12 protein-coding genes are annotated in these 16,892 nt (G+C 45.6%); 8 read left to right on the forward strand and 4 right to left on the reverse strand.

The annotated features are described in order from the left end of the window. Positions 1-76: 76 nt before the first annotated feature. Positions 77-691: an AHH domain-containing protein gene (locus R8N46_RS14405; RefSeq protein ID WP_033905557.1), complete on the forward strand. Its 615-nt coding sequence runs from the start codon at positions 77-79 to the stop codon at positions 689-691. After that, positions 681-1,277, forward strand: a complete 597-nt coding sequence (locus tag R8N46_RS14410) for a hypothetical protein (protein WP_136976869.1) — start codon at positions 681-683, stop codon at positions 1,275-1,277. The genes R8N46_RS14405 and R8N46_RS14410 overlap by 11 nt, the downstream gene beginning before the upstream one ends. 57 nt (positions 1,278-1,334) lie before the next feature. On the opposite strand, the gene R8N46_RS14415 is transcribed toward R8N46_RS14410, so the two are convergent. Together R8N46_RS14415 and R8N46_RS14420 are read right to left on the reverse strand one after the other, a co-directional pair. Then, entirely contained in the window at positions 1,335-1,634 is a 300-nt protein-coding gene (locus R8N46_RS14415; RefSeq protein ID WP_054700491.1) for a YebG family protein, read from the reverse strand. 128 nt (positions 1,635-1,762) lie between these two features. Then, entirely contained in the window at positions 1,763-2,689 is a 927-nt protein-coding gene (locus R8N46_RS14420; protein ID WP_017636009.1) for a LysR substrate-binding domain-containing protein, read from the reverse strand. Positions 2,690-2,798: 109 nt separating this feature from the next. Here R8N46_RS14420 and R8N46_RS14425 point away from each other — a divergent pair, with 109 nt between their 5' ends. After that, entirely contained in the window at positions 2,799-3,773 is a 975-nt protein-coding gene (locus tag R8N46_RS14425; protein ID WP_017636010.1) for a TDT family transporter, read from the forward strand. A gap of 75 nt (positions 3,774-3,848) precedes the next feature. Here R8N46_RS14425 and R8N46_RS14430 read toward each other — a convergent pair whose 3' ends face one another. Beyond that, complete coding sequence (locus R8N46_RS14430) at positions 3,849-5,672, reverse strand: DUF3413 domain-containing protein (protein ID WP_213972457.1); 1,824 nt, start codon at positions 5,670-5,672, stop codon at positions 3,849-3,851. 252 nt (positions 5,673-5,924) lie between these two features. Between R8N46_RS14430 and recC the strand changes: the two genes are divergently transcribed. The 5 genes from recC (at position 5,925) to R8N46_RS14455 (ending at position 16,493) form a co-directional block, all read left to right on the forward strand. After that, entirely contained in the window at positions 5,925-9,416 is a 3,492-nt protein-coding gene (recC, locus tag R8N46_RS14435; RefSeq protein WP_213972456.1) for an exodeoxyribonuclease V subunit gamma, read from the forward strand. 326 nt (positions 9,417-9,742) lie between these two features. Further along, the gene (gene recB, locus R8N46_RS14440; protein WP_213972466.1) at positions 9,743-13,417 is read left to right on the forward strand and encodes an exodeoxyribonuclease V subunit beta; all 3,675 of its coding nucleotides are present in this window, start codon (positions 9,743-9,745) and stop codon (positions 13,415-13,417) included. Continuing rightward, complete coding sequence (gene recD / locus R8N46_RS14445; RefSeq protein WP_213972455.1) at positions 13,417-15,564, forward strand: exodeoxyribonuclease V subunit alpha; 2,148 nt, start codon at positions 13,417-13,419, stop codon at positions 15,562-15,564. The genes recB and recD overlap by 1 nt, the downstream gene beginning before the upstream one ends. 156 nt (positions 15,565-15,720) lie before the next feature. Further along, entirely contained in the window at positions 15,721-16,095 is a 375-nt protein-coding gene (locus R8N46_RS14450; RefSeq protein WP_020841197.1) for a hypothetical protein, read from the forward strand. 26 nt (positions 16,096-16,121) lie between these two features. Further along, on the forward strand, positions 16,122-16,493 hold the full coding sequence (locus tag R8N46_RS14455) for a hypothetical protein (protein WP_031780957.1): 372 nt from the start codon (positions 16,122-16,124) through the stop codon (positions 16,491-16,493). Between the two features lie 48 nt (positions 16,494-16,541). Here R8N46_RS14455 and R8N46_RS14460 read toward each other — a convergent pair whose 3' ends face one another. Beyond that, positions 16,542-16,730, reverse strand: a complete 189-nt coding sequence (locus R8N46_RS14460) for a hypothetical protein (RefSeq protein ID WP_005380230.1) — start codon at positions 16,728-16,730, stop codon at positions 16,542-16,544. Between the last annotated feature and the right edge of the window lie 162 nt (positions 16,731-16,892).

Genomic DNA, 16,892 nt, shown 5'->3' on the forward strand with positions numbered 1-16,892 from the left:
ATAAATAATTCTTTATATTCATATTGATTCATATTAAGGTTGATCTACGTTTTTAAGCATTTTCAATGAGATCAGTATGGGTAAAAAAGTCGTTACGGTTACAACGTCTGAGCTGGAAAGAGATTTGTTTAATGTGACTGGTGATAAGTTATTCGCTTCCAAGCAAGCTTCGCAATTTCAAATATTTTATGCAGGTTCAGTGATAGATTCTATTAAGTATAAGAGAGGGGTGATATCCAAAGATGATCTTTTACTTAATCAACATATAAGGTGGGAGCATAATAAGGCCCATAGTTATCGCTTGGCCAAAAACATCCTTAAAAAAACAGGGCAATGTCGTCCTAAGAATGTAGCTGCTCATCATATTGTATCATGGAAAGACATTAGAGCTGCAAAGTCCAGAATGAGGCTATCAGCATTTCGAATCGATATAGATAGTGCGGAAAATGGTGTATTTTTACCAAGATGGAATAAACATGTGCCCCATTCGCAAATGGTTGAAGCTTATTCTCACTCCTGTATCCATACTTCATTTTACTATTTGAACGTTGAACATTTACTTGAAAATACGATTGCTCAGGATGCAGATAGAGAAGATATCGTTGAGGTTTTAGAGGATATTGGAGACGACTTGAAAATGGGCATGTTTCCAATAACCAGAAAAATAAGGGCGAATGAAATTGCAGTTTAAAAAACAAACTTTTACTAAGGTATTTGGTATTCAGCCAGATGTGGATAAATATTTATATCTAGAGCACACGAGCCTATTGGGTTTAGACGACGTGAATAATGAAGTTTTACCAATATTCGATGGAGCTTCAAAAATATCAACTTGGCAACCATTGACACTTGATTGGCTCCGGCATGATGATTCCGATGACTTAATAAAACCAATGATTGCTGCCTGGGGTAGCTGTACGTACGTAGTTCGCCATGATATTGCTAGCTTGTTCAAAGATACGCTCGGAGATTGTTGTGAATTCCTACCTGTAAATGTGGATAACTCCATTTGGTATGCACTTAATGTGACTTCTAAATTGGATGCATTACATACTGAACTGTGCGAGATAAACTACAAGCCAAATGGCAGAGTTCATAGAACTAGACCATATAAGCGTTTTGTTATTGATCGTGCTAAAGTTTCAACCCCGAGGCTCTTCAAATTAAGTGGTTCTCCAATAAGCATCTATACTTCAAATACCGACAATAGCTTTTTAAATCTAGTGACTAAAAACGAGTTTACCGGGGTTAGTTTTTATGAAGTAGAGAGTGTTTAACTTCAGGAATAAAAAAACGCCGCATAATGCGACGTTTTTTCTAAACAAATGAGAGGCTTATGCAGCGTCTTCTTGGTCGCTATCTTCTTCAACAGCTTCAAGCTTCTTTGCTTTTTTTGGTGCAGGTTTACGTTTTGCACCAAGAGCGTAAAGCACTTCTTCTTTGTTTTGCGCAAGGAACATTGCAAGATCTTCTTGCTTACCTTCGTCTTCTAGAAGTTCACTTTTACCCAGCAGTGAGAATAACTCGTCTGCCATATCCAGCATTTTGTCGTATGCGTCAGCTTCCGCTTTAGAGGTAAAAGTCATTTTCTCTTCTCCATTGCGTTCTACCACGTACTTGACGATTACAGCCATGGTTGGTCCCCTAATTTGGTGTATTGATACTGGCTTTTTATACAGTTTTTGACCAATCAAGTCTAGCGACAAGCCTCAGAATGAGAGACACGTACAACTAACTGACTAGCATTTAAACTATCTTGGTTTCACTTTGCGGATTTGTCCGCCAAAGGAAGGTTTGTTGGTCGCTCCCAATCTTGGCAAAATTCGATAAACGTTTTGAGCAATGGGCTTTGATATTTCTCTTTATGAACCAGTAACCAGAAGCGACGTTTCATATCTAAAGGCATGTCGAGCAGTTTTACGCGGCCGTCACGAATAGCAGGTTCTGCAGACAAACGTGACAAACAGCCCAAGCCTAACCCTGCCGATACTGAGTTGATCAACGCTTCGGTGGTATTGAGCTGAAAAGCTTCATGCCAATGTTCCAAGCGCGGCGCGACAACGCGCATAAAAAATTCGCGTGAACCAGAGCCTGCCTCTCGCAATATCCATTCACTGTTTTCTAGCTCGGTTAAGTTTACTGGCCCTTCGTGCGCGGCTGGGGAATTGGGCGCGCAAATCACGCACATTTCATCTTCGCTAAACTGGGTAGACTGCAATTCAGGGTGAAGTGTTTTGCCTTCAATGAGGGCTATGTCTAACTCGTAATCGGTCAGCATGTCGCAGATTTGTGCGGAGTTAGAAATGAACAGACTTTGAGAACGATGGTTCGTTTGCTGACGAAATTCGCTAAGCAAATAGGGCGCGACTTGGTTGCCAATGGTGTCGCTGGCACCAATGCGAAGTTGGCCCGATAGCGCTTGGTCACCATCGAAAATGCTCTCGATGTCCTTGGCTCGGTTGAGTAATTCATCCGCCAGTGGCAGTAGTTTTTGACCTTCTTGGTTCAAAATCAGTCGGTTATTAACACGATCAAATAAGTGATGGCCGATCTGCTTTTCTAATTCTGAGAGTGCCATGCTCACTGCGGCTTTCGATAAAAAGAGACTATCAGAAGCCGCTGTGAGCGTTTTGTGCTGCGTGATCGTCGTAAACACTTTCAGTTGTTTAAGAGAAATGTGACTTGCCATACCCCACCGTTAAGTAATTCTGAACGTTTGTTTTAAATAATTAGATATATCGGAACGAAGTGCAAGCGTATTATACGTCTCATCAAGAGTGAGTCTGGTTGAGGTCATCATGATTCAAAGAACAAAAGCAAAAGTAATGGGAGCGCCAACTCCAATGGCGGGTTTGGCTCTTGGTATTGCAAGCTTGGGCTGGAGTTGGGAAAACTTCGCCGAATTACATGGCTACGGACAGTGGATTAGTGCGGGTATCGCGAGCATATTGTTGGCTATATTGGCAACCAAGTTTTTGCTACATAATCATCTATTGAGACAAGATCTTGCTCATCCGGTTGTGGGCAGCGTGGTTCCGACATTTGCGATGGGCACTATGGTGGTATCGAACTCTCTCGGCCATTTTTACCCATTAGCTGGCGATGCGCTTTGGCTGATTGCGGTGGTTTTGCACATCGTATTCTTGGTGAGCTTTGTTTACCATCGCGCCAAAGATTTTGAATTGCACCACATGGTTCCTAGTTGGTTTGTACCGCCTGTGGGTATCATCGTTGCGGATGTGTCTTTCTCTGGCAACCCGATGCTAGCACCAGTGGCACAAGGTGCATTGATGTTTGGTATGGTGGCGTACGCGATCATGTTGCCGATGATGATTTACCGTTTCATGTTCACCCATGAAATTCCGGATGCAGCGAAACCAACAATGGCAATCATGGCAGCGCCAGCAAGTCTATCATTGGCAGGGTACTTAACGGTCACTGCGACACCATCACCAGTGATCATCGCTATGCTATTTGGTATCGCGGTATTGATGACAGCCATCATATATCTCGCGTTCTTTAAATTGCTTAGACTGCCATTCAGCCCTGGCTATGCAGCGTTTACCTTCCCGATGGTGATCGGTGCGACGGCGCTGTTTAAAATGGCGAATTGGATGGAGTTGCAAGGATTGGCTGCGCACTATGTTCAACAAGTGCGAGGCTTAGCTGGTCTTGAGTTGATTGTGGCAACATTTGTTGTCTCTTATGTGGCTTTACAATACATCAACAACTTATTGATTCAGCCACGCTTGATGCACGCTCATCACGCTTAAATAGCAGAGAGGAAAAAGCCTCTTGGTCTTACAACCAAGAGGCTTTTTTATTTCAATCGGCGTCGATGTTGGACGCTAGCCTTTTTTGTAAAATCGCGACATCTCATCCAGAGAATGACGAATGATATCGACAGGAACTTTCTGTTCTTTCTCGACTTTTAACTGGCGATTCAGTTGCTGAGAGTGCCCGCCAGGGTTGACCACAAGCATCAGTTCTTTGCCGACCAATGCATAGTTGTAGTAGCTGCCTGCAATATACCAATCGCGAGAGGCAGAGCTATCAAACAAGTTATGACCAACGCTGTATGAACTCGTTGTGCCTTGAACGTCAAACAGCGTATTCATCATGGTTGGCACGACGTCAAAATGGGTCGTGCGGTAATCAACTTGCTCTGGCTGACGATTTGGCATGTACACGTAAAGAGGCACATGTACTTGAACGTCACTGTAGTTACCCGTGTGGCCCCAATAGTTCATCTTATGGTCATTAAACTCTTCACCATGATCTGATGAAATCACCACAATGGTATTGTCTAAGTCGACGTTTTTCAGCACATCACCAATCAAGCTATCGATGTAGTACAACGAGTTTTTGTATCGATTATGGTAAAGCGAAGCGTCAAAATCGTTGTTGAGCAAAATGTGGTCAACGCGTTCCCAGTATGGTTTGAATTTCGCAAATTCAGGCTCGGGAAACACCGTACCGTGGGCGGCATCGTAGAACAGAAAACCAAAGTACGGCTTGTCGCTATCCTGCTTTTGGAACTCGATGAACTTGTCTGTTATCTGCTGATCGCGCTCGACGGCTGTTTCCCCAGTTTGTTTCAGGGTCAAGTCCGACACTTTTTTGAATACCGTGCGAGAGAGTGGCGGGCTGGTGAGCGGTGCTGAGCCAAAAATGCCCATGCGGTAGCCTTCTGCTTGCAGCGTATCCATAAACACAGGAGGGCGTTGGCTTGCGTAAAAGCTTTCCCAGTAGGTTGCGGGCAAGCTGTAAAATAGGCTGAAAATACCCGCTTGAGTTGAGTTGCCGCCGCTCATATGTTGTGTGAAATTCACCGTTTTTTCGGCGAACTTGCTGACATTTGGCATGACTTCCGGCGTCGCATCACTGTAGCGCCACGCGTCAACCAAGATAAACAAAACATTGGGCTGTTTCTCTTTGCTTTGCACTTGAATCGGCGCAAGCGGGTAGTTGAGTGAGCTACGTTCAATGTTGGTTAACTCTACGCGGTTCTTCGATGCAATGTTCTCATCCACTAGGTCGTGTTTGTAAATAAATTTACGAGCCGTCAGCGGGTAGTAAAGTGGCCAGTTATTCGAAAACTGACTGACTTCATCGTCGTAAAGTGCGTTTTTGTACGCATGAATCATCTGCGTGCTAAGCAATACAGCAAACCAAACGCTGATCAAAACGAACTTAGCTCGGCTTTGTGCCAGTTTATTACTTACCCAAACGGTACAGGCGAGCCCGATCACCAGAACGGCAACTTCACTGACGAAGATAAGCCAACTCATCCAAGAAATATCGAAGACATCACCGCCACCTTCGAAAAACATACGGATTAATAGGGCGTTGATGTGAAGTTTGTATTGCTGAAAAACGAGGATATCGACTTTAAACATGATCAATAGACAGATCGCGATAGCGATCACGATACCTTTGAATGCTCGAGTCGGTAGAAAAGAGAGCAATAAACTCAACAACATAAATGGAAGAGCGATCAAGCCCAGCCAGCCATATTGAGTCGAAACCAAATAGTAACCTTGCAACAAGGTTAGCGGTTCATTCTGATTGTTAGACAACACAAAAGGATAACAAGCGATCGACAGGTACACTGCAAAGCAAGCAAAAAAAGCAATCAGCCAAGCGCTGTTGGAAGACAGTTTGCGAAACATACTTTTTGTTTGTTTATAAATTATGGGTAGAGGGAGTATAAAACAGTGTTTTTTATTATGGAATAGTTGCGACGAATGTCACATTTTGTATGGAAGTGTCAGACTTGATTGACATGTGAAAATTCAGAAGATTCATACTCTATTTGAGTGATATATAACCTTTTGTTTTTTCCGAACGCGAGATCACTGCGGGTTTAAATGGGGCTGTGCTAAGCTAGCTAACAGTTTCAATCGGCGCTCGGTATTCCCAATTTGTTTACTGTTTATCACTCCAACCAAGTTGACGTTCTTAAATCACTCCTTGTCGAACTGATTCGAATCAGTCCGCTGGAAAACCCGTTCGAAAAAGAACAAATTCTGGTTCAAAGTCCGGGCATGTCCCAGTGGCTAAAAATGGAATTGGCCAAAGAGTTTGGTGTTGCCGCGAACATTGATTTTCCGCTCCCTGCTACTTTCATTTGGGAAATGTTTACGCAGGTGTTGCCAGACGTGCCAAAACGCAGTGCGTTTAACAAAGAAGCGATGACGTGGAAGTTGATGCATCTGCTGCCGGGGCTTCTCAACCAAGAGGTGTTTTCGCCGTTAGCGCAGTACCTCAAAGATGACAGTGACCACTCTAAGCTGTATCAGCTGGCTGAGAAAATTGCCGATATTTTCGATGGTTACTTGGTGTATCGTCCGGAATGGATCGCAAGTTGGGAAGCTGGGCAGAGTGTGCCAGAGCTGGAAGATGAGCATCCGTGGCAGCCGATCTTATGGCAAGCGTTGTATGATCACACTGTGTCGTTAGGGCAGTCTCCATATCACCGTGCCAATCTTTATGAGCACTTTATCGACACGTTAGCGAGTTTTAACGGCAATTTTGACCATTTACCCAAGCGTTTGTTTGTTTTTGGTATTTCTTCGTTGCCGCCTCGCTATATGGATGCGCTAAAAGCAATTGGTGAGCATATCGACGTGCATCTGATGTTCACCAACCCGTGTCGTTATTACTGGGGTGAAGTTCGAGATCGCAAATATCTGGCTCGTTTGGCGGCGAAACATCGTCAGCACGTTGTGTGGCAGGACGATCACTCGGAAGTGCAAGGTGAAACTGAGCAACTGAAAGGATCACTGGAAGATAATGTGATCGATGAGCTGCACACCGATGTGGTCGGAAACAGTCTGTTGGCATCCATGGGTAAACTCGGGCGCGACAATATGTATCTGTTGTCTCAGCTGGAATCTCATGAAATTGAAGCCTTTGTTGATGTTGAGCGCGACAGTCTGCTCCATCAATTGCAAGCGGATATTCTCAATCTTGAAGAACATCAAGATGACCAACAGATTGAAAACAGTCATCACAAACAAGTGGTTAGCTTGGGTGATAAATCACTGAGCCTACACGCTTGTCACAGCCCGATGCGTGAAGTGGAAGTGCTGCATGATCAACTATTGGCGATGTTCGACGCTGACCCAACGTTAAAACCGCGCGATATTATCGTGATGGTCGCGGACATCAACGCTTACAGCCCTGCGATTCAGGCGGTCTTTGGTAACGCACCGGGTGAGCGTTTTATTCCCTATTCGATTTCTGACCGAACCGCCGATCAAGAGAGCCCAATTCTGGCCGCATTTATGCAGTTGGTGAACTTACCCAATACGCGCTGTTTGGCATCAGAACTACTCGAACTTCTGGAAACTCCAGCGATATTAAAGCGTTTTGAACTCAGCGAAGATGATTTCTTACAAGCCAAACAATGGGTTGAAGAATCGGGAATTCGCTGGGGGTTGGATGCCAATACCGGACGCGAATTTGAACTGCCGGAAACTCGTCAAAACACATGGCAATTTGGTATTCAACGAATGTTGCTTGGCTACGCGATGCCAGAATCCGCTGGTTTGTTTGAAACCGAGCAAGGCAGTTTGTCTCCGTACAACGAAGTGCAAGGCATGGGCGCAGAGCTGGCGGGCAAGTTGGCACACTTTATCCAACAAATTAGCACTTATCGAAGCAAACTTTCTCATGTTCAAACTATCGATGGTTGGCGAGAGACTTTGGTTTCACTGCTGGATGACTTCTTCTCTGTTGAGTTAGAAGGCGAAATGGCGCTCAAATCCATTCGCGATACGCTCAGCCAACTCAAAGAGCAATTAGCTGATGCCGCATTTGATGATGCGTTATCGCCGTCGATCATCAGCCAATACCTTCAAAACAAATTATCTGGCACACGAGTCAGCCAGCGCTTCCTTGCTGGTCAAGTGAACTTTTGTACTCTGATGCCGATGCGCTCTATTCCGTTTAGAACCGTTTGTCTACTGGGGATGAATGACGGCGTGTACCCACGCTCCATGCCGCCAGAAGGCTTTGACTTGATGACGGGAAGAACCAAGCCGGGCGACCGTTCGCGCCGAGATGATGACCGTTACCTATTCCTCGAAGCGATGTTGTCTGCACAGCAAACGCTCTACATCAGTTATGTTGGCCGTTCAATCCAAGACAACACCGAGCGAGTGCCTTCGGTTCTGGTTTCTGAGCTGATGGAATACTGTCACCAAAACTATTGTTTAAGTGGTGATGAAGCGTTGCCCGTTGATGAGTCTGGCGACAACTTATTAAATGCGTTGGTGAATACCCACGCCATGGTGCCGTTTAGCCCAAGGGCGTTCCAAGGCATGCACGCCAGCTACGCGAAAGAGTGGATTCCGGCGGCATTGACTCAAAGTAGTCAATCGCAAGGCTATGTTCGTCGTGATTTTAATCGGGCATTAGACGACTATCTGTTAGGAGCGACGTTCCCACTTGAGCTCGACTTAGTAGAGTTGCAACGTTTCTGGCGCTTACCTGTGCAGTATTTTTTCAATCGTCGTTTAAAAGTAATCTTTGAACCGCCGCTACCGGTGATGGAAGACGACGAACCCTTTGTTTTAGGTGGTTTGGAAAGCTATCAAATGCGTGATGAGCTGTTAGAAACCTTGCTTGAAACGACATTGATGCAGCCAGAGAAAAAAACAGAGGTGCTTAAACACTTTATGAGTCAACAGCGCGCGCAAGGCAAACTGCCGGTGGGGGCGTTTGGTGATATCGAGTTTGAAACCAACCGAGTTCAGGCGGAAGAGCTGGTGGATAAACTGGCGTTTTTATCTGGTGCGCCTCAAGACGATTTGGAAATCGACCTGACGTTTGATTCCTTGTTTGAGCGAAATGAAGGCGAAGAGAAAAACGTTCGCCTAACAGGTTGGCTAACTCAATGCTACCAATCCGGTTTGATTCGCTATCGAAGCGGTAAGATTCGCTCGCAGGATTACCTTGCTGCGTGGATCGATCACCTTGCCATGTCGGCGTCGGGTCATGCTAAGAAAACCCACATCATTGGTTACGATCGTAAAGAAGGCGCGCTGCATTTGATCTACCCAGAAATTGCCGATGCTCAGTATGCCAAACAGCTACTGACTGAATTAGTTCGCTTACTCTTCGAAGGCATGACTAAGCCTTTGCCTTATTTCCCGAAAACGGCGTTGGCTTGTGTTGAAGCGGGCTTTAGTCGCGGTCAGTGGGTAGATGACGAAGAGAAATCTTTGAAGAAAATGGCTGACGCATTCAATGATGGCTTCATGAGCCCGGGCGAAGGCAATAATGCGTACATCTCTCGAATTTGGCCTGCTTGGAATGATGAGTTGGCCTCAGAAGTTCGTTTGCTGACAGCATTAGTTTTGCAAGGTGCGCGCTTAGCGGTTCAAGACGCTGATGACGTAAAAGCGTAATAAAGACAGTTGGATAAAGAGAAGGAAGAGTAGGGTGGCCGCCAGAAAATCATTATTTTTTGTAGGGCGTTCGCTGTACGGCCACAAGGTCAGAGGGACCATGATACTTTTGTTTAATTCATTTGAGTTGTGCCGCCAAAAGGTTTGGCTTATCTCGTGGGGCGCATACTAACGGTATGTCTTATGGATAACCGTGAGAAAGATCTCACAAAGCTCTAAATTATCCAACTTGTTAAACATATTAATAGAATTTTTAACTATAGATCACATTTATTAGGTGATACGTCCTAGTAAATAATCCGGAGAGATTCAGCGTTATGGATCAAATGTCAGGTGCAGAGTGTCCTCTACATACATTAGACCGCACAGAGCAACCTCAACCAACGCCACTAGAACCGATGACGTTTCCTCTGCATGGTGCGAGGTTAATCGAGGCATCAGCAGGTACAGGTAAAACCTTCACTATTGCAGGTTTATATCTGCGCCTTTTGCTTGGTCACGGCAGCGCGGAAACTCGACATCGCGTACCGCTTACGGTCGACCAAATTCTGGTCGTAACCTTTACCGAAGCGGCAACTGCGGAATTACGCGATCGTATCAGGGCAAGAATCCATGATGCGCGAATCGCGTTTGCGCGTGGACAGAGTTCCGACCCGGTGATCCAACCTTTGCTTAATGAGTTTGACGATCACAAGCAAGCCGCAGAAATTTTATTGCAGGCAGAGCGTCAGATGGACGAGGCGGCGGTCTACACCATTCACGGTTTTTGCCAACGTATGCTAACGCAAAATGCGTTTGAATCTGGCAGCCGATTTAATAACGAGTTTGTGACCGATGAAAGTCACCTAAAAGCGCAAGTTGTAGCCGATTACTGGCGTCGCAATTTCTACCCGTTGCCATTTACGTTGGCTGGAGAAATTCGCCAGCTATGGGGCTCTCCATCTGCGTTGTTGTCTGACATCAGCAATTACTTAACTGGTGCGCCGTTAAGCCTTTCTGTTCCAGCAATGAAAGGCAGTTTGGCTGATCTTCATACTGAAAATTTGAAAAAAATTGATGAATTAAAAGCACAGTGGCGAGAAAGCCAAGATGACTTCTTAACGCTAATTTCAGATTCAGATATTAACAAACGTAGCTATACCAAAAAGTCTCTGCCGACGTGGTTGGAGGCGGTAAACGCTTGGGCGGCAACGGAAACTACAGGTTACGATTATCCAGACAAGCTGGAGAAATTCGCGCAAAACGTCTTGTTGGAAAAAACACCGAAAGGCAGTGCGCCGCAGCATGCGGTATTTGAAGTCATTGAAACATTTCTTGCCAACCCAATCAGCTTAAAAGCGCCACTGCTTGCTCATGCGATTGAACATTGTCGTGTGATGCTGGCTAACGCGAAAAATCAAAAACAGTGGCTCTCTTTCGATGATTTGCTGACACAACTTTCTGCTTCTATCGATACGGACGAAAGCAAGCTTTTAGCTGCGCGTATTCGTACTTTGTATCCTGTCGCAATGATTGACGAGTTCCAAGATACCGACCCGCTTCAATACAGTATTTTCAGCCGTATTTATCTGAACAACCCGGAATGTGGTTTGTTTATGATCGGGGACCCCAAGCAGGCGATTTATGGCTTTCGTGGCGCAGACATTTTCACTTATATCAAAGCGCGTAACCAAGTAAGTGCCCACTACACGTTAGGAACCAACTGGCGTTCTAGCGCAGATATGGTGCAGGCGGTAAACCAAGTATTTGCTTTGCCAGACAGTCCATTTATCTATGATTCGGATATTCCGTTCTTACCCGTTAGGTACAGTCCCAATGCCGAAAAACGCATTTGGACTATGGGTGGCCAAAAGCAACCCGCGCTGACCTATTGGTTGCAAGAAGCGGACGATAAACCGCTACCAAAAGGCGAGTATTTGACTCGAATGGCAGAGGCGACTGCAAGCCAAATCCAAACTATTTTGACGCAGGCTCAACAGGGGCAAGCGTGTCTGGTGAATGGCGAAAAACAGAAAGCGGTTCAAGCGGGCGATATCGCGGTGTTGGTTCGAACAGGTAGTGAAGGTCGAATGATCAAACAAGCGCTGGCTGAACAAGGCATTGCCAGCGTGTACCTGTCTAACCGAGACAGTGTGTTTACCAGTTCAGTGGCGCAGGATCTACAGCGTTTGCTGCAAGCGGTGCTGACTCCAGAAAATGACCGTGCGCTGCGTGCAAGTCTTGCTTCTGAGCTGTTTGCCCTCGACGCAGCAAGTTTGGATGCACTTAATAACGATGAAGTGGTGTGGGAAAACGCCGTAAACGAATTCAAAGAATATCGCAAACTTTGGATTCAACGTGGTGTGCTGCCGATGTTGCGCGCGGTGATCAGCAAACGCCATATTGCCGAGCGATTACTAGAAGAAGGTGCGAGTTCACAGGGTGAAAATGGTGAGCGAGTACTTACCGATTTAATGCACATTGGTGAACTGCTTCAACACGCCAGTAATGAACTGGATAGCGATCACGGTCTGCTGCGTTGGCTCGCTCAGTCTATCAGTGATGCGGAAAACGGTTTGGGTGGCAGTGATGACCAAATCCAACGTTTAGAATCGGAACGTAACTTAGTGCAGATCGTAACTATTCACAAATCAAAAGGCTTGGAGTATGACCTCGTATTTCTGCCGTTTGTGTTCAGCTATCGAGAAGCCAGTGAAGCCAAATATTACGATGCAGCCAATGACCGCACGGTACTGGATATCACTGGCAACGATGCGTCCATGAAGCAAGCGGACAAAGAGCGTTTGGCGGAAGACTTACGCTTGATATACGTGGCACTAACGCGTGCTGTTTATGCGTGTTTTATCGGTGCCTCACCGTTGCGCAATGGCCGTTCGACCAAAGAGCCAACTGGTGTACACCGCAGTGCGATTGGCTATTTGATTCAAAATGGTCAAGAAGGTGGCATTAACGATTTGCACCAAGGTTTAACAAAGCAACAAGACGAGCTTGATTGTGTCGTTGTGGCCGATCCGCCGCAGCAACTCGAAGATAAGTACGTAGCGCCACAAGAAGAAATACACGATCTTAGTGCGAAAGAACTGCAAAACCCTATCGACAGAAACTGGCGCATCACCAGTTATTCTGGCTTGGTCAAGCAAGGCTCTCATCACGCCGAGCATGATGCCACGATTGAGATTACGGGTTTTGATATCGACTCATCTGAAGAGCAAGACGAAGCGGATTTGGTGGAGCCAGAGCGCTCTATTTTTACCTTCCCTCGTGGTGCGCGTCCGGGTACGTTCCTGCACAGCTTGTTTGAGGAAGTTGAATTTACTCAGCCAGCCACTACGGAAGAGAATACACAAATCATCCTTGGCTTGATGGAAAGCGAACAGCTCGATGAAGAGTGGCTACCTATTTTACAGCAATTGATTGATACCGTACTCGCAACGCCGTTGGATGGTAAGTCTTTGCTGCTGAATCAAAAAGCACCGTCGCAACGTTTGGTGGAGATGGAATTTTTGCTGCCGATTGAAGTTTTGTCTGCACCGGCGTTAAACCGAGTCATTCAACGTCACGATCCGTTGTCGGCGAAAGCGGGGGATTTAGGTTTCCAAACCGTGCAAGGCATGCTCAAAGGTTTTATCGACTTGGTGTTTGAACATCAAGGTAAATACTACGTGCTTGACTGGAAATCGAATCATCTTGGCGACGATGTGACGCACTATCATGGTGAGGCTCTGAAATCGGCGATGGCAGATCACCGCTACGATTTGCAGTACCAGATTTATGCGTTAGCCCTGCATCGTTTCCTACGCAGCCGATTGGCCAATTATGATTATGAACAGCACTTTGGTGGCGTGTATTACTTGTTCTTGCGCGGCATGGATGGGCAGAGTGACCACGGCATTTTTGCCGCGAAACCAACTTTCGAGTTCTTACAAGAGATGGATCGTTTGATTGATGGTCAAGTACTTGAAACGCGCTCAACTCAAGCCGGGCAGATGGAGCTACTTTAATGACGACAAATCACAATCTTCATTCTGACCAAGATAGCCTATTGGTAGTGTTGGAACGCTTGGCGCACAAAGGTGCTATTCGTCAGCTCGACTACCAATTCGCCTGTTTTATTGATTCTCAAACGCATGATGAACAGTCGGACAGCCAAGCACTGGCGTTTATCGCTGGTGTTGTCAGTAGTGAGCTTGGTAAAGGACATATCTGTCTGTCTCTGTGCGATGCACAAGGGCAAACTACGGATTTAGCCAGTAAGCTAGGGCTGTTTGGTGAGTCGGCATTGGCGCTTAACACACAGTTGCAAGGCATAGACTGGATTCAAGTATTACAAAATTCCAGCGTGGTCGGCGCGCAAGGAGAAGCCTTGCCTTTAATGTTCGATGGTGAGCGTCTGTATCTGCATCGCTATTGGCATTATGAAGTGACACTGGCGGAAAAGCTCAATCAGCTGGGCGCCGCAGTTAACTTGCAACCACAAGAGTTTGCGCGATTATCGGAGTTGCTCAACCATCTGTTCGCACGCCAATACCATTTTCTGTTTAACGCGTTGGGCAAAGCAGTAGAAGCGGGAAGCAGCAACCAAGTGTTGCGTCAGCAATTGGTGTGTGACCACCTTGATGTGGTCGCAAGCGAATCGTTGGATTGGCACGCCATTGATTCCGTGCTTAGCAATGCGCGCAAGGTTCAAGATTTGCAAATACTGGATGAACTCGTGCCACTCTCAGCTTGTGTGAACTGGCAAAAAGTCGCGGCGGCGGTTGCGTTAACTCGTCGATTTGCTGTGATTTCTGGTGGCCCTGGTACGGGTAAAACGACGACAGTAACCAAATTGCTTGCTGCTTTGATTGAACAGGCGACGCAAGAGAAAAATCTAACCATCAAGCTGGTGGCCCCGACGGGGAAAGCGGCGGCGCGATTAACCGAGTCCATTGGTAAAGCGGTGCAAGAGCTGCCAGTTTCTCCGGAGCTAAAAGCCAAAATTCCGACTGAATCGAGTACCTTACATCGGTTGCTGGGTGCGATTCCTAATAGCGCAGAATTTCGTCACAACAAGCAAAATCCACTGCATTTGGATATTTTGGTTATCGACGAAGCGTCGATGGTCGATTTACCAATGATGTATAAAGTGGTCGATGCCTTACCGAAACATGCGCGGCTGATTTTGCTAGGTGATAAAGATCAACTTGCCTCAGTTGAAGCAGGGGCAGTGTTGGGTGATATCTGTTCGTTCCATGCGTTGGGTTATGGCAAAGAGCAGGCGTCAGCCATCGCAAAACTGACGGGCTTCGATACTTTAGCCCATACGGGTAACAGTGCATCTAGCATTGCTGATAGTTTATGTATGCTGCAAAAGAGCTACCGATTTGACGCTCGCTCAGGCATTGGTCAGTTGGCAAAAGCGGTTAACTCAGGTTCTGCTGCGAGCGTAGATAACGTCTTGGCGCGTGACTTTTCCGATATCGAACATTTCGCACTAAGTAGTCAACATTACAATCAAATGATGCAGACGTTGGTGCAGGAATACGGTCGTTACCTCAAACGCATTGGACAACAGGAAACTGATCCTAAAACCGGAGAGCCAGAGTCGCTAACGCACAAAGCCAAAGCGGTGTTAGATACCTTCAACCAATGCCGACTGCTGTGCGCGATCCGTGAAGGTGACTTCGGTGTGGCTGGGTTAAACCAACGCATCGAGAAAGCGCTCGCGGCGCGCAAGTTCATTCAGGTTCAGGATGAAATTTGGTATCACGGCAGACCCGTCATGGTTACGCGTAATGATCACGGTTTAGGTTTGTATAACGGTGATATTGGTATTTGCATGCGAGATGACAGTGAAGAAGAACCGCGTTTGAAAGTCTTTTTCGAGTTACCTGACGGCAGTGTGAAATCGGTCTTGCCAAGCCGAGTACCTGAACATGAAACGGCTTACGCCATGACTATCCATAAATCGCAAGGCAGTGAATTTGATTACACCATGATGATTTTACCACCAGACTTTAGTCCGATATTAACCCGTGAGTTGATTTACACAGGCATTACCCGCGCGAAAAAGCGTTTAGCTCTTTATGCCGAGCTCAATGTTCTGAAGCGAGGCATTAAGGTGAAAACGACTCGTGCGAGTGGATTAGTACAGCGGCTTACGAATTAGTTTTTACTTGTGATTGTGACATTTTCGAAGATGATTCTTTGTGGCGGGTCTTATATCCGCCATTTCGTTTTCATGAAAAATGGATTGCTATTGAGTAAGGTTCTTCCTTAAAGGTATATTTCTCCTTTCTCATTCGCATATAAAAGGCAACTGAATATGACTTTGCTCGACTCGTCCTTTCTAACCTTCTTTATCGCCGGAGGAGTAGCGTTTTTATGGTTCGTTATTATCGGAGCAATTTTTATATTTTTTATACCGCCAAAGGTGAAGCGGTTTGCTTTTAATCCGAAACATTATTCAGAAGTAGAGTTAGCTTTAGTCTCGGGTTTTCACTTTGGTGCTTTAGTACATGGTGTAGGCTTAGTAGCGGCGGTCGCTTTACCAACTTTAGCGAGGAGAAGGGGCTTTGCTGATATTCATCAAGTTTGCTCCGGTCTATTCATCGGACTTTGCCGTATTTATATAAGCGTTTTATTGCTGCTAGCTATGATCACTTTAGCCTCAATGGTGGTTTGGATGTCTATTACTTGAGAGCTGGAATAGAAGGTCGGTGAAGTTTGCAGTTATTAGAAGTTTCTTTTATTACATTTTTTGTTGCAGGTGCTTTGTTAGTTTTTTGGTACCTGATAGTAGGTATTTTGCTTATTGTTATCACGCCGCAAAAAGTAAAGCACTATGCGTATACTAGTGAGCACTATACAGATATTGAGCTTGCTTTAGTTTCTGGATTTCACTTTGGGGCCTTAATACATGGATTAGCTCTTGTTGCCGCAGTTGCATTTCCTAAGTTGGCCAAAAAAAGAAAGCTAACAGATATTCGTAGAGTTTGCCCAAAGTGGTTCATAAGTATTGGGCTAGTGTACTGGACTATTTTAATCTTTATCGTAGTCACTATTTTTGCATCTTTGTTAGCTATGATTTTGTTTTGAATTGATTACGTACGTAAAAGAAGACCGAGCTTATGGCTCGGTCTTCTTTTATGCATGTTTTGCAAACGCATTGGTAAAAGACACGCTGCGTATTTTGTATTGCTGTTGATAAGCAAGAATAAAATCTCGGATAGCGTCATTTACGGGGAAAACACAGTGGACGTCTAGGCCTTCTAAAAACTGATTGTCAGCCATATCCCAGAAGCTTTGAAGCGAATTACAAATGATTGTTCTCATAACAGTGCTCGTCTCGGCTTATTTAAAGTCAGATTAACAACTGTCCTTGGTGTGCAATACGGAGCTAACTAGTTTTTCAATTGCCCAGTATTTTAGGGTGAAGGCTACATTACATCACCTAGATCCATTCGTATTGGTTAAAAACCAATCACTAGCGAGCAG

Origin of the sequence: Vibrio sp. 1874 (assembly GCF_033344395.1) — a bacterium.
Classification (GTDB): Bacteria; Pseudomonadota; Gammaproteobacteria; order Enterobacterales; family Vibrionaceae; genus Vibrio; species Vibrio alginolyticus.